The organism is Steroidobacteraceae bacterium (genome assembly GCA_041395505.1).
GTDB lineage: Bacteria > Pseudomonadota > Gammaproteobacteria > Steroidobacterales > Steroidobacteraceae > JAWLAG01.
On record JAWLAG010000001.1, the window covers coordinates 974,716 to 989,538 of the forward strand.

The 14,823-nt window shown below is 62.7% G+C and carries 12 protein-coding genes; 8 read left to right on the forward strand and 4 right to left on the reverse strand.

Features of this window, described 5'->3' with window-relative positions:
- Positions 1-39: 39 nt before the first annotated feature.
- Both R3E77_04465 and R3E77_04470 read left to right on the forward strand, forming a co-directional pair.
- A complete protein-coding gene (locus tag R3E77_04465) occupies positions 40-1,497 on the forward strand; it encodes a hypothetical protein (GenBank protein ID MEZ5498669.1) in 1,458 nt (485 codons plus the stop codon).
- 65 nt (positions 1,498-1,562) lie between these two features.
- Positions 1,563-2,927 (forward strand): MFS transporter, encoded by a 1,365-nt coding sequence (locus tag R3E77_04470; GenBank protein MEZ5498670.1) that lies wholly within the window; start codon positions 1,563-1,565, stop codon positions 2,925-2,927.
- 92 nt (positions 2,928-3,019) lie between these two features.
- On the opposite strand, the gene R3E77_04475 is transcribed toward R3E77_04470, so the two are convergent.
- On the reverse strand, positions 3,020-5,356 hold the full coding sequence (locus tag R3E77_04475; GenBank protein ID MEZ5498671.1) for a TonB-dependent receptor: 2,337 nt from the start codon (positions 5,354-5,356) through the stop codon (positions 3,020-3,022).
- A 171-nt stretch (positions 5,357-5,527) separates the two neighbouring features.
- On the opposite strand from R3E77_04475, the gene R3E77_04480 reads away from it, so the two are divergent.
- The 6 genes from R3E77_04480 to R3E77_04505 all read left to right on the forward strand — a co-directional run bounded on the left by R3E77_04480 (position 5,528) and on the right by R3E77_04505 (position 11,922).
- Complete coding sequence (locus tag R3E77_04480; GenBank protein MEZ5498672.1) at positions 5,528-6,526, forward strand: AraC family transcriptional regulator; 999 nt, start codon at positions 5,528-5,530, stop codon at positions 6,524-6,526.
- Between the two features lie 89 nt (positions 6,527-6,615).
- Positions 6,616-7,614 carry an MDR family oxidoreductase gene (locus tag R3E77_04485; protein ID MEZ5498673.1) on the forward strand — a complete coding sequence of 333 codons (999 nt, stop codon included), beginning with the start codon at positions 6,616-6,618 and terminating at the stop codon, positions 7,612-7,614.
- Positions 7,611-9,176: an AMP-binding protein gene (locus R3E77_04490; protein ID MEZ5498674.1), complete on the forward strand. Its 1,566-nt coding sequence runs from the start codon at positions 7,611-7,613 to the stop codon at positions 9,174-9,176. The genes R3E77_04485 and R3E77_04490 overlap by 4 nt, the downstream gene beginning before the upstream one ends.
- A gap of 11 nt (positions 9,177-9,187) precedes the next feature.
- Positions 9,188-10,390: a thiolase family protein gene (locus R3E77_04495; GenBank protein ID MEZ5498675.1), complete on the forward strand. Its 1,203-nt coding sequence runs from the start codon at positions 9,188-9,190 to the stop codon at positions 10,388-10,390.
- Entirely contained in the window at positions 10,387-10,821 is a 435-nt protein-coding gene (locus tag R3E77_04500) for an OB-fold domain-containing protein (protein ID MEZ5498676.1), read from the forward strand. Before R3E77_04495 ends, R3E77_04500 begins: the two co-directional genes overlap by 4 nt.
- Before the next feature lie 3 nt (positions 10,822-10,824).
- Positions 10,825-11,922 carry an NAD/NADP octopine/nopaline dehydrogenase family protein gene (locus tag R3E77_04505; GenBank protein MEZ5498677.1) on the forward strand — a complete coding sequence of 366 codons (1,098 nt, stop codon included), beginning with the start codon at positions 10,825-10,827 and terminating at the stop codon, positions 11,920-11,922.
- Here R3E77_04505 and R3E77_04510 read toward each other — a convergent pair.
- Genes R3E77_04510 through R3E77_04520 form a run of 3 tightly spaced genes read right to left on the reverse strand, consistent with a single transcriptional unit; the run spans position 11,887 to position 14,818 of the window.
- A complete protein-coding gene (locus R3E77_04510) occupies positions 11,887-13,386 on the reverse strand; it encodes an FMN-binding glutamate synthase family protein (GenBank protein MEZ5498678.1) in 1,500 nt (499 codons plus the stop codon). The two genes, R3E77_04505 and R3E77_04510, sit on opposite strands and share 36 nt — an antisense overlap.
- Positions 13,383-14,003 carry an SRPBCC family protein gene (locus tag R3E77_04515; GenBank protein MEZ5498679.1) on the reverse strand — a complete coding sequence of 207 codons (621 nt, stop codon included), beginning with the start codon at positions 14,001-14,003 and terminating at the stop codon, positions 13,383-13,385. Before R3E77_04515 ends, R3E77_04510 begins: the two co-directional genes overlap by 4 nt.
- Positions 14,000-14,818 carry a DUF547 domain-containing protein gene (locus R3E77_04520; protein MEZ5498680.1) on the reverse strand — a complete coding sequence of 273 codons (819 nt, stop codon included), beginning with the start codon at positions 14,816-14,818 and terminating at the stop codon, positions 14,000-14,002. Before R3E77_04520 ends, R3E77_04515 begins: the two co-directional genes overlap by 4 nt.
- Positions 14,819-14,823 lie beyond the last annotated feature (5 nt).

Here is a 14,823-nt window from a genome sequence, read left to right on the forward strand (position 1 = left end):
AGGACCGCGTGCCGTTGCCGCGGCAGCGAGGTTAGAGCGATGGCGATGTGGCGCCCCCCGGAGCGAATCCGCCATACCCCGGTTCCTGGCCGTTGGCCGACGGCGGACGAAGCGGCAGATTCGCTGCTGTTCACGCCTTTGCGTGCCGGGGCGCTCCAGCTGTCGGAGCGCAGCTGGGTCCCGGCGATGGTTCCATGGCGCGCGTCCGAGGATGGCGATGTCACGCCGAACGTCATCGAGTGGTATCGTCGATTCGCGCAAGGTGAGCCGGGCGTGATCGTCGTCGAGGCGACCGGGATACGCGACATACCAAGCGGGCCATTGCTGCGCATCGGCGCGGACCGGTACATCGACGGTTTGCGCCGATTGACCGAGGTCGTGCGCGATGCAAGCGGCGGCCGTACCCGCCTGCTCATACAGCTGATCGATTTTCTGACCATTCGCCGCCGGCCGGATCCACAGAAATTTCTGCGCCAGTACCTGCGCGTCACGTCGCGACATGCTGCAGCACTTGGGATCGAAGGCGCGACGGACGCCGAGATTCGCGAGCGTCTGCTCGGCGCATCCGACGATGAGCTGCGCGGGGTTCTGGCGCCGCGGGAGTACGAAGCGCTTGCCATGGGTTATCGCGAGCGCATCACCGATTGCGAAATCGCAGCCATCGCCAATCTGCCGCGTCAATTGCCGGGGCTCTTTGCCGCTGCGGCAGAACGCGCGCAACTCGCCGGTTTCGATGGCGTGGAATTGCACTACGCGCATGCCTATACCATGGCCTCGTTCCTGTCGGCCACCAATACCCGGAGCGATGGCTATGGCAATGACATGCACGGTCGCCTGCGCATGCCGCTCGAGGTGTACGCGGCCGTGCGTGAGCGTGTTGGCAGTGACTTCGCCGTAGGTTGCCGAATGCTCGCCGACGAGTGCATTGCCGGCGGCACGGAGGTCGACGAGGCTCGTCAGATCGCCGTTGCACTTGCCCGTGCAGGGATGGACTTCATCTCGCTGTCGCGCGGCGGCAAATTCGATGACGCCAAGCAACCCAAGGTAGGCGAAGCCGCCTATCCGTATACGGGACGCAGCGGCTACGAATGCATGCCATCGTACTACTCCGATGCGCGAGGTCCTTTCGGCCGCAACTTTGCTGCGGCCCAGCAGATCAGGCAATCCTTGCGCGACGCCGGACTCGCAACACCGCTCGTCGTCGCCGGCGGGGTCTTCGGTTTCGAACAGGCCGAAGCCGTTTTGCGCCAGGGCATTGGCGACATTGTTGGGCTCGCACGCCAGGCGCTGGCCGACCCGGACTGGTTCCGTAAAGTGCGCAGTGGTCGCGGCGGGGATGTCCGCGTGTGCCTGTACACGAATTATTGCGAGGCGCTGGATCAGCGTCATCGTGAGGTAACCTGTGAACTCTGGGACAGGGACAAGCTGGACGAACCTGGCGTGGCGATTTCGGCGGATGGCAAGCGCCGGCTGATTGCGCCAGACTGGTCGCCCTGACGTCAGGCCGCCGGGCGCCATAGCGCGCGAGCAAGCCTGTCACAACGATGAGAAGGGGGTATTCCGTGGCAGCAAATCAACACTCCGACGGTCGAATCGACGTGATCGATATTCTCGACCGCGCACCATTCGCGGGATTGTCGCTGGCCGTTTCCATCTACACCGTCATAGCGATGATTTTCGATGGTTTCGACATACAGGCGATCGCATTCGCGGCGCCCAAGGTCATGGCCGAATGGCAGATCGACCGTAACACCCTTGCGCCCGTATTCATGGCGGGACTGGTCGGCATGGCCGTGGGCGCGATTGGCGTGAGCTGGATCAGCGATCGTTTCGGGCGCCGTGTTGCGCTGTTGCTTGGCAGCGCCGTCATTGCCTTGATGTCGCTCGGCGCGGCCTTTTCGGGTGACGTGACCGAGCTCACCGTCTGGCGCTTCCTGACCGGTATCGGACTCGGCGGTGTCGTGCCAACTTCGACGGCCCTGATGGTCGAGTATGCGCCGCTCAAGGTACGCAACCTGGTCGTCGCGTTGACGGTGGTCGGCGTGCCGATCGGCGGCATGCTGGGCGCGGAGGTTGCCGCGCAGATCATCGAGCCTTTCGGCTGGCGAGCGGTCTTCATGGTCGGCGCCATACTGCCGGCATTGCTGTGTATCGCGATGTTCTTCGGTCTGCCCGAGTCGCCGCGCTACCTCGCGCGTCACAAGGCCCGCTTCGGGGAGCTTGCGCGAATATTGAATCGGATTTCGGGTTCGACGACCTTCGCCGCCAATAACAGTTTCTACGTTCGAGAAGAGCTCGCTTCCGAGTCGAACGCGACTCTTGCGGCGATTTTCAGTCGCGCGCTTCGCTACGACACTGCAATCATCTGGCTGATTTTCATCACCAACATTTTCGCGGTCTATGCATTCTTCAACTGGTTGCCAGTAGTGCTCTCGTCGGTCGGCTTGCCGATCACGACGGCTCTGCGTGGCTCACTCTTCTTCAACCTGGGTGGAGTCGTCGCCGCAATCGTTCTCGCCTCGCTGGTCAGCCGCTTTGGGTCACGATTCGTGCTGACCATCGTCGGCATCGGCGCCGTCCTGAGCACGTTTGCGATTGGACTGGTGCCGGTGGATTCGGCAGCGGCCGGCCAGTCGACGATGTTGTTGATGTCCGCCATGACGCTGTCCGGTGCCTGCATACTCGGCATGCAGGTGGCCATGTATGCCGTCGCTGCGCACGCCTACCCGACCAACTGCCGGTCGACCGGTGTCGGATCGGCATCCGGCGTGGCGCGCCTGGGTGGCATCGTGAGCTCGTTCGCGGGCAGCATTCTGCTTGCGATGGGCGAGGGGATGTCGCCGTTCTTCACCGGCATCGCAGGCGTGCTGGTGTTGACCCTGATCGGCGTCGTGCTCTTGCGTCGGCACATGCCGGCGACGGACTGAGGTGAGCGAATAGCAAACTAGAGGGCCGCGGGTCGCAGCCGGCCGGTCGCACGCGTCCGTGGACCAACCGGCTGTATCATCGATTGCCGCGATCAGAACTTGTAGCCGATCGTCACGCCCAGCATGCGCGGTTCGCCGATATGCGACCAACGGGTCGAATGACCGAGCAACACACCGTCGAACGGGATCGCGAAGTTGCTCCAGATCACGCGCTTGTCGGTGCAATTGCGGCACCAGGCGGTGACGTCCCAGTGCTCATTGCTCAGGCCTGCATGCAGGCTCAGCTGCGAATAGCCGCCTTCGGTCAGGTCGAACTGCGAGGCGAGGTTGGCCGCCGGTTCGCCGACGTTGGTGTACTCGGTGCGAAAATACAGATTGCCGCCCGCGGCCAGCGTCCAGTCGGTATCACCAACTGCGTGCTTGTAATCGAGCCCCAGGTTGCCCGACCACTCCGAGGCGCCCGGGAGCGTTTCGCCACCGAGTGGGTCGTTGCCCGGCGTCAATGCAGGGACATTGTTGGCGAATTTAGCGTCGAGGTATTGCAAGGAGGCGCTTACCGAAAGCGAGTCAGTTGCTTTCCAGATCGTTTCGAGCTCGACGCCCTGCGATTCCGCACCTTCGATATTGATGACCGCGAATGCGCCGTCGGCGGGCCGCAGGATCTGGTACTGCAGATTCTTGAAATCCGTGTACCAGGCGGCTGCGTTCACTCGCAAGCGACGATTGAGGAGGTCCGACTTGATGCCGACCTCGACATGGTCGGCTTTCTCGGGCTTGAAGGTCGGGTCCTGCGGTGCGCCAAGGCAGAACGGGCTGGCCGGAATCGGCACAGATCCCGCCGGACAGCCACTGACCGGATTGCCGAAGAACAGCAGGCTGCCCGCCGCATCGCGCGTCATGCTGATACCGCCCGACTTGTAGCCGCGCGAATAGGTCGCAAAGCCCATGACGTCATCGCGAAAATCATATTGCAGGCTCGCTGTGTAGGTCGGCTCGCTGTCCTTGGTGCGCGTGTCGTAGTCGTACACCACCGCAAGTGGCAACGAGGCAAACGGCAGGATAGCTCCGGGCGGCTGGTCGCTCACCATCGAACCGTGTTTCTTGTCCTCCGACCAGCGTACGCCGGCCGTGAGTTTCAGCCGGTCGCTCAGCTTGAACGTGCCATGGCCGAACAGCGCCTGGCTCTTGATGTTCTGCTCGAAGAAATGCGAGAACGCGCGCCCCGGGGCGAGGAAGCCGCCGAAGATCTGCAACTGGTTGATCTGCGAACCCCAGATGAATTCATTGATGAGCTCGATGTCCTCTTCGGAATAGTAGCCGCCGAGCACCCAATCGAGCCGCTCGCTGCTGCCTGAGACTCGCAGCTCCTCGGATGTCAGCCTGACGGCCGGCAGGCTCTGGTTGCTGCGCAGGATGTCGACACCCGTGAAATCGTTGTCCTTCTCGGTCTTGTCTTCGTACTCGCGGTGCGCGGTGATCGAGGTAATGGTTACCGGCCCCGCATTCCACTCGACGTTGAGGGTCACGCCGGCATCATCGGCATGAAAGGCCGGCGGCAGGTTTGACTCGGCCAGCAAATTGTCGAAGCTTGGCGGGTCGACGATCGCCCCGCCGACCGCGAGTGGACCATTGGTCGACGCGGAACGAGGGTCATTCACGCGCCGCAGCGGCACGCAGCAGATCTCGTCGAGTTTGGCGTAATCGCCGATCAGGTGAATGCTCAGGTTCTCGGTCGGCCGGTACAAGACCTGCAGCTTGCCGCTCTTGCGGTTGAGATCATGTATCGCCTGGTTGCTGCCGACGATGTCGAGCCAGCCGCTGCCGTCGGCATAACTGCCCGACAAACGTACGGCGAGCTTGTCGGAAAATGGCATGTTGATCGTGCCGCGCATCCGGTAGCGCGAATATTCCTCGAAGCCGACTTCGACGATGCCGTCGGTGCCGTCAAAAGACGGTTTCCTGGAAATCATGTGCACCACGCCAGCGGTGGTGTTCTTGCCGAACAACGTGCCCTGTGGACCTTTCAGGACTTCGATGCGCTCGAGGTCGAGGAAGTCGGTAGACGCCACGAGGCCAGAGCGGCTGCGATAGACACCGTCGACGAAGGTGGCAACGGCCGGATCGAAACCCATGTTGAAAACCGAATTGCCAAGGCCGCGCAAGGCAAATGCCGTACCCTGGCCCGGCGGGTCGACCGCAGTGATCTGCAACGATGGCGCGACTGCCTGCAAGTCGTAAATGTCGTCGACCTTGTTGCTCTCGAGCTGTGCCGAGGAAATCGCCTGCAGGGAAATCGGCACATCCTGCGCCGACTGCTCGCGCTTCTGCGCGGTGACGAGAACCTCTTCGATGGTCGGATCCTGAGCCAGCGCGCCGGTCGCAGCGCCGGCAAGTACCGTACCCAACAGTGCAGGAATGCATCGCTTCATGTGTGGAACTCCCAGCGTCGATGTGGCTGCCATGCAACAATGCCAAGCTCGCGGGCGCTCTGGTTATGCAACATCGTTTTTTAGATATGGCGGACGCCTCGCTGCAAGACCGATGCGCCAGGTCGCAGTACTTTGCCGAAACATCAATTGCGCCTAGTATCCACTGAAGCCATGACGCAACACCGGGCAAACCAGTCTGACGACCCGCTGGCCTGGTACGAACCGGACAGCCAGCAACCCTTTGCCGAGGCGGCGGGTACGCGGTTCGTTCCGCGCCACCCCGCAGCGGCCGGACATGCAGATCTGGTCCGAATCGCCGATGGCTTCGATATGGTCATCGGCGATTTGCGATATCGCGACGACCTGACCATCGATTGGCCGGGGGAGGCGAGGCTCAAGTGCCATTTCCGCCTGACCGGCAGCGGCGCCATCGACCTCGATGGCCAGGCTGCGATGCCGGTCGAACACCACACGCTTGGCATATTGCTGTTGCCCGTCGGGGCGACCAAATCCGAGTTGCACCGTGCCGGTGAGCACGAACAATCCGTTACCCTGATTCTCTCGGCGCAATATCTTGCGGGACGATTGGGCGAGATCGGCTCGCAATTGCCCGAACCGCTGCAACGATTCCTGCAAGGCGCCACGGATCAATACTTTTCGGTTCACTTGCCGCTGCGCGCCGACGCGGCGGCTGCTGCGAGCGCACTGCTTGGCTGCGATCGCAGCGGTGCCTTGAAAACCCTGCATGGCGAGGCCCGCGCGCTCGAGCTGCTCGGCCTGTCCGCACAAGCGCTCATCGAACATACGGCTGGTGCCGAGCGTCCCGATCGTGGGTTGACCCGCAGGGACGTCGAACGTATTCATCGCGCGCGCGAAGTGATCGAAAAGCGCTTCGTCGCCCCGCCGACGATAGGAGAGCTTGCACGAAGCGTTGGGCTCAACGAGGGCAAGCTGATGCACGCCTTCAAGCAGATGTTTGGTTGTACGATTTTCGATTTCGCTCAGCAACTGCGTATGCAGCGGGCCAAGGAGCTGCTCGAGCAGAGCGATCTGGCCGTCACGCAGGTGGCATTCGAGGTCGGGTACGAATATTCGAGCAACTTCACGACGGCGTTCAAGCGTCATTTTGGAGTGACCCCGAAGGCAGCCCGGGATGCCGCGCGCCTTTGATCTCAAATCCTTTTATTCCGATCCCATAAGTTGGCTTCGGTCGACGCGAATAGTCTTGTTTCCTGTGCGCCAGTAATGAGCCCTGACCAATGATCCCTGCCAGTTTTCCAGCTATCGTTGCGAGACAGCTCGATGGCCGTACCCGTGGCGAGCTCGTGACCATCGGTCCGGGCGATCTGCCTTCGGAGCCGGTGCTGGTCAAGGTCGACTACTCAACACTCAACTACAAGGACGGTCTTGCCGTGTCCGGACGCGGCAAGATATGCCGCACGACACCGCTCATTTGCGGCATCGACCTCGCGGGCACCGTGGTGGAGTCCGCAGACAGGAGCTTTGCCGCCGGAGACCGTGTCCTCGTCAATGGTTTTGGTTTGTCCGAGAAATACCCGGGCGGCTACAGCGCCTACCAGAGATTGAAAAGCGAATGGCTGGTGCGAATACCGCAGGCCTTCACGGCCGAGCAGGCGATGGCGATCGGCACCGCAGGCTATACCGCCATGCTCTGCGTGCTTGCAATCCAGGATCTCGGGTTACGTCCCGGCGACGGTACGGTGCTCGTTACGGGTGCATCAGGTGGCGTTGGCTCGGTGGCGATCATGTTGCTCGCGCGGCTCGGTTATCACGTAACTGCGGCATCCGGTCGCGCTTCTGCCAATCGCGATTTCCTCACGGGCTTGGGTGCCAGCGACCTGATCGATCGGAGCGAGCTGGCACGCGCCGCGCGACCGCTCGAGTCCGAGCGCTGGAGTGGCGTCGTCGACAGCGTCGGCAGCGACACGCTTGCGACCGCATTGGCGCAGACACGATACGAAGGCGTCGTCGCTGCCTGCGGCCTGGCGGGAGGCGCGGAGCTGCCGACCAGTGTCATGCCATTCATCTTGCGCGGCGTAACGTTGCGCGGCATCGACTCGGTCATGGCCTCACTCTCGCGCAGACAGCGTGCCTGGCAGGCACTGGCCGATCTCGTGCCACTCGACAAGCTGGGCACGCTCTATGAGATTCGGCCTATGAGCCGATTGCCCGATCTGGCGCACCAGATACTCGATGGCAGGATCCGCGGACGCGTGGTGATAGACGTGAATCGATGAGCGCCGCCGACAAGAACGATATTGCGGTAACTTCACCGACCGATGGGGTACTCTGCGGCGATCGCTATCGCTCGCCTGCGCAGATCGAACGAAATGCGGCACGCGCCGCGAGCGCACTTCACGACAATGGCGTCTGGCAAGGTGACGTCGTTGCCTTGCTGTTGCGCAACGATTTCGCGTACTTCGAGGCGACGGCGGCGGCGTCGCGTCTTGGAGCGGCGAGCGTCCCGCTCAACTGGCATCTGGCGGCCGAGGAGATCGCCTACATCCTCGATGACTGCGGCGCGAAGGTCCTGATCGCCCATACCGACCTGCTGACAGAAGAGGTGGTTGCGATTTGCTCGCGGGTGACGATTATCGCCGTGCAGACTCCGCCCGAAGTTTGCGCCGCCTATGCCATTGAACCCGCGCGCGCACGGCTCATCGGCGCGTTGCCGGAGTGGTCACAGTGGTTTGCGGGCTACGAACCTTGGACTCGGCCGGCTCGATCCATCGTCTCGCCCATGTTCTATACCTCCGGCACGACCGGACGACCCAAAGGTGTGCGTCGAGGTGCACCTCCGGTGCAGATGATTCAGCGCATTCAACAGCGGACCGGGACGGCATTCGGACTGGATCAGCCGCCGGTTCGCAGCGTAATGACCGGCCCGCTCTATCATTCCGCCCCGAACGCCTACGGCATGCGCGTGGTCGCAGACGGCGGCCTGCTCGTCCTGCAACCCCGCTTCGATCCCGAGGAGTTGTTGGCTCTTATCGAAAAGCACCGCGTCACGCACCTGCATATGGTGCCCACCATGTTCGTGCGGTTGCTGGCCTTGCCCGAATCAACGCGCAGGCGCTATGACCTGACCAGTCTGCGTCATGTCGTGCACGGCTCTGCTGCATGTCCGCAGGACGTGAAGCAGCGCATGATCGAGTGGTGGGGCCCGGTCATCAACGAGTACTACGCCATGACCGAGACCGGCATCATCACGGTGAACGACTCCGCGGGTTGGCTGTCACACCGCGGATCCGTGGGCCGCGCCGCGCCGGGCGTCAACATCCTGATCGCTGACGATGAGCTCAATCCCTGCCCGCCCAACGTGGCCGGAGAGATCTGCATGCGCGCCGAGCATACGGCTTTCGTCACCTATCATCGCGCCGACAGCAAGACTGCCGCCATGCGCCTCGGCGACTTCGTGCGCACCGGCGATATCGGCCATCTGGATGAAGACGGCTATCTCTACATCAGCGATCGCAAGAGCGACATGGTCATATCGGGCGGCAGCAATATCTATCCTGCGGAAATCGAAACGCTGCTGATCACCATGCCCGGATTGCGCGACTGTGCTGTGTTCGGCGTGCCTGATGCTGAGTACGGGGAGCGACTGATTGCCGTCGTCGACGCGCAGGAACAGGTCAGCGAACAGGCCGTGCGCGGCTTTCTCGATGGACGCATTGCCCGTTACAAGGTTCCGCGCGAAATCATCTTCGACCACGATCTGCCGCGTGAGGACAGCGGCAAGATCAAGAAGCGCCTATTGCGCAGCCGGTACCTCGAACGCATGTCCAATCGTGCCTGAGCGATCCGGCCATGGGATCTGCGACCAATGAGGTAGCGATCGTCGGCGCGGCGGCACACCGCATAGGCCGGCTCGCACCGACCGACCCGGAGCAGGGCGAGAGTTTCGAGTTTGACCTGTTGCTCGAGACCGTCGCAAGCGCGCTTGCGGGTAGTTCGATTCCATCGCAGGCCGTGGGCAGCGTGCTGCTGACATTGCCATCCGCGTCGACACGGCAGCTCGGCATGGCGACCATGCTGGCAGCGCGCCTTGGACTTCGCTGCACGGGTCAGATCGCAACGGTCGTCGAAATGGGGCTGACCGGCGGGCTCGCGTTCGATCAGGCGTGTAACGATGTGGCGCTCGGGCGATCCCGGTTCGCGCTTGCCTGCGGTGTGAGTTTCGATTCCGCTACTCCGCCTGCGATTGCGATGAACCAGGGAATGCGAGTCGTTGGCGATGTCGATTACCAGTCGCCTTTTGGAATTACGCCAATCAGCTGGTATGCACTCGATGCGACGCGCTACATGCACGAGCATGGTGTACAGCGCGCTCAGTTGGCGCACATTGCGGTCAAGAACAGACGCCACGCGCTCTATAACCCGCTTGCGCAGTTTCGATTGCCGTTGAGTCTCGATGATGTGCTACGCCAGCGGCCGATCGTCGAACCGCTTGGATTATACGAAGTGCCTGCAATCGGCGACGGCGCAATATGCGTGATCGTGGCGGATGTGGCTGCGGCGCGTGAGCTCGGTCAGCCATTCGTCACGGTGCGCGGACGCGGGTTCGCCCACGATGGATTTCACCCACTGGGCGACCGAGCGCACGACATGACCCGCTTTCCCGCGGCGGAACAGGCATGCGGCGCGGCGCTCGAGGATGCCGGCGTCGCGATAGCGGACATCGATGTCGCCGAGTTGTATGCGCCGTGCACCATCACGGAAGCGATTGTCACCGAGTCGGCCGGAATCTGCGCGCGTGGCCAGGGTGCGCTCGCGGCACTTGGCGGCGAGACGACACTCGGCGGAAGGCTGCCCGTGAATACATCGGGCGGTTGCCTCTCACGCGGCCATCCGCCCGCGGTATCGGGTTTGTACGGCATGCTGGAACTGCGCGAGCAACTGCTGGGCAGGGCCGGACTGCGGCAGGTCAACGGCGCGCGGCTCGCGATGGCGAGCAGCGAGGGCGGCAACTACAACAGCGCACTCGTGCACGTACTCGAGGGGCCGCAATGAATCTGCCGGTCACCGCAGTCCCCGGCTTGAGACCCTTTGCGCCGCGCATCGATCGCTTCTCCCGGCATTTCTGGCAGCAACTCGAACACGGCCTGTTGCTGGCGAGCCGCTGTACCGCCTGTGACTGGCTGACCTTCCCGCCCAAGCGCCGCTGCCCGCGCTGTCTCGCGGATCAGTTCAAGTGGCAGACGCTGCAAGGACAAGGGACTCTCTATACCTTCACGCGCGTGCATGCAGGTGCGGAAGCCTTCGCAGCCTGGCTGCCCTACTGGCTCGCAGTGATCGACACTGCCGAGGAAGTGCGCCTGGTGACGCGACTGCTGGTCGGGCCCGGCCGGGAGCCCGTACCTGGCATGGCGGTGCAACTTGCCGTGCAGAAATTCGAAGACGGACCGTTATTCGTCGCGCAGCTGGAAACGCAGACGAGGTAAGACATGCGCATTGCAGTACTGGGTGGGGGCCATGGTTGCTACGCAGCAGCTGCGGAACTGGCGGAGAAGGGTCACGAAATTCGCTGGTGGCGTCGCGATGCGGGCGACTTTGCCGCATTACGCGAGCGTGGCAGCTTGCAGCTGTGCGATTTTCGCGGCGAGCGGGACGTGCGCATTGGGTCACTGACCAGCGATCTTGCTGAAGCCGTGGCGGAGGCGGGTCTCATTGTCATCCCCCTGCCCGCGACCACACATGATTCGCTCGCGCAAGGCCTGGCGCCCTTGTTGCGTGACGGCCAGGTCGTGTTCCTGCCGCCGGGTACGTTCGGCAGCTACATCTTTCTCAAAGCCATGCGCGCGGTCGGCAATACGGCCGATGTCAGTTTTGCGGAGACTGGAACACTTCCTTACCTGGCGCGCAAACATTCGCCAACGCGCGTTGTCGTCAGTGCCTACGCAACGCGCTTGCCGACGGGCGTCCTGCCGGCTCGCAACGTCGACTTGGCCATGCAGGTCTTGCGCGAAGCCTATCCGTCGGTGCAGCCGATTGAGGACGCCTTGTCCGGTGCGCTGATGAATGCCGGCCCTGTCATTCATCCGCCGCTGATCATCATGAATGCCGGTCCGCTCGAGCACTTCGAGCGCTGGGATATTCATAACGAAGGAACGCAGACCGCAATCCGCAGGGTCACCGATGCACTCGATAACGAGCGCATTGCCGTGCGTGAGTCGCTCGGCTACGGCGCGCCGCACTTTCCCTTGCGCGACCATTACGCCAAATCCGGCGATGAATGGATGTACGGTCGCGCTGCCCACGAACGCCTGACTGACAGCGGCGACTGGCGCGAGAAGATCGTGCTCACGGAACATCGATACATGCTCGAAGACCTGCGCCTCGGCTTGTCCTTCCTGGTCTCGCTCGGTCAGTGGTGCGGCGTGCCGACTCCGCTCGCAGCGGGATTCCTCGCAATTGGATCGGCAATTACCGGACGGGACTTTCTGCGCGAAGGCCGCAGCCTTGACACCCTCGGCCTCGCGCAGTCATCGCGCGCCGAGATGCAAAAACTATTGCAGCAGGGGATTGTGCCGATCGGGAAATAGCTGATCCAGCGTCACACTCTTGCCATTGGCGGTGACGACGCGGCAATGATTGCGTCTTAGCAGGCGTGGTTCGGCCACGCCGCAGGAGTGTGCGATGACTGCCACTTCGTGGTTCATGTTGCGCGCGTAGTGCGCGACACGCTCTGCCTTGTCGGTCACGACGAGACCGCGTTGCAGATTCGGATTATGGGTCGTGACCCCGGTGGGGCAGGTATTTCGGTTGCACTGCATGGCCTGGATGCAGCCGAGCGCAAACATGAAACCGCGCGCGCAGTTGACGAAATCGGCTCCCATGCACAGGGCCCATGCAACTTCAGTCGGCGTGATCAACTTGCCCGATGCGATGACTTTGATGCGCTCGCGCAGACCGTGTTCCATCAGCGTATCGACGACCAGCGGCAGACTCTCGCCGATCGGCAGGCCGACATTGTCGATGAGACTCATCGGCGCCGCACCGCTGCCGCCATCAGCCGAGTCCACGGTAATGAAATCGGGCGCTGCATCGCTGCCGCGGCGGCGGATAGCGGCGCAGAGGCTGCGAAATTCGCCGGGGTCGCTCACCACTGCCTTGAAACCCACCGGCTTGCCACTCGCTTCGCGCAGGCGACCCAGAAGATCGAGCAATTGATCGTCATTGGCCACTTCAGGATGCCGGTTCGGGCTGATGGAATCCTTGCCGACCGGTATGTGGCGGATACCGGCTATTTCCTCGGTAACCTTGATGCCGGGAAGTATGCCGCCTTTGCCGGGTTTGGCGCCTTGCGCAAGTTTGAGCTCGATCATGCGCACCTGCGCGATATTCGCAAGCTCTGCGAACTTGTCGAAACTCAAGCGGCCGTCGGAATCGCGCACACCGTATTTTGCGGTTCCGATCTGGAAAACGATGTCGCAGCCGCCCTCGAGATGCCAGGGCGACAAGCCGCCTTCGCCGGTGTTGAGCCAGACACCGGCGGCTGCCGCACCGCGCGACAGCGCCCGAACGGCAGGCTTCGATATCGCACCGTAACTCATCGCCGAGATATTGAAAATCGAGCGCGCCAGATACGGCGTGCGACAGTTTGGCCCTATGACCACCGGCGGTGACATTGCCGCGTCACGGTCAAGTGTGGGATAGCTGCAGTTGACGAACATGGGCGTGCCGACTGGACGCAGGTCGCGGGTCGAACCAAAAGGCACCGTGCTGTCGAGATTCTTCGCGGCGCGATACACCCAGGCGCGTTCGGCGCGATTGAACGGCAACTCCTCGCGGTCGCCGGCAAACAGATAGGGCCGGAGGAATTCGCCCAGGTGCTCGAACACCCAACGAAATCGTCCGATGACCGGAAAATTCCGGCGAACGGCATGGCGCGTCTGTGTCTTGTCGACGACATACAGGACGCCGACCCAGAGTGCCAGAAGTCCGATCGCGAGCACGAACAGCGCGGCGAGGAAATTGAGCACGCTTGATAGCAGCGAGAAACTCATTGACCGGGACCTTCCGCCGGCCTGGCGACGCTCCCGGCCCGTTTACGCAGGGCCCGAAGGGTATCGGGCAGGTCGCGGCGCAGCGAACGCTCGATGAGCGAGTGGGGCAGCCAGAAGCCCGTATCGAGCTCAACCTGGTAGCGGACCAGGGTCCGCGCGGGGCGATGCTCATCCGTCCGCAATAGCCAGGTCCCCTGCATGTTGCGCAGATCACCGCCGATGCGGCGAAAATCGATGCGCTGGTTCAACACGTAATCGGCGCGAAAAGTGTAACGCACCCGCGGCAGAAACCAGGCATAACGGACTTCATGCTGGATGATGTCGAACCCCTTCTCAGGCACGTGCTCGATCACGGTGCAGCGTGTAAGGCGCGGCACGAATTCGGGCGCCGCTGCGCAGTCGGTCATGATGCGCCAGATCTGTGCCGGGCTGGCGTCGATCATGATCGCCGCGCGTGCCCGGCCGCTGCGACCCTTGGCAGACTCGCCTTCGAATACCACGTCGCCGGCCGCAAGCGCCGCGCTCTGTGCCGCCGTCGGCTGCCAGTCGCCCGCCGAATATGCCGTACGGGTCGCTGCCAGGAGCGCACATAGGATACCGGTTCGCAGTCTGCTCAAGGCGCGTCTTTCTGCATATCGTTGAGCTGCCAATCGTAATCCAGGTAGCGCACGCGTATCTCGCCTGCGAGCAGTAATCGCCTGAGTCCCGGGCTGATGCCAAGGTCGTCGATCATCCGCAACAACGATGACTCCCGCGCGTCAAGATCGCCGACAGACGCTGCATCGGGTCGCAGGAAATCCTCACCGAACCACTTGAAGATCTTCGACAACCACACTGCGTTGCCCGCTTCATCGACTCGCATGCCGCGCTCCGGGTCGGACAGGAAACGGCGCGTCTGCGCCTCCAGGCTCGTATCGAGATCCATTTCCCGATACGCCGTACTGCGAAGCGGCGGGCATGATCGAGCTGCGCACACGAGCGCAAAATGCACGCGTGGATCGGCGAGCTCACGGCGCAGAATCCGGTGTTCAATGTCGTCCAGGGACAACGTCTGACCGGCAACGACCCAGTCGCGCCTCGTGAAAACCCGGCTGATTTGCCAGATGCTGTTGCGTGGAAAGGCGAGGCCCACGAAGGTGCGTCCGTGTATCGGATACTGGTCCCTGACACTTCGCAGCACGATGGCGTTGTAGGCATTGATCCAGAAGGCGACCTTCGCAGCGTGACTGCAGCCCGACAGGGACAGTGCCGGAAAGTCCGCAATGGCCTGCAGATAGTCATCGAGCGAGTGCGGTTCCGCACGCAGCCGACGATAGTCCACGCGGCCGCCCCGGACCGACAGGCGCAGCGCAGTGTCGAGCTCGGCGAGCCCGGGCTCGCAGGTCGCCGGCCACGCCGGTACGACCAGGGCCCACAGGCAAATTGCGCTCATCGCTC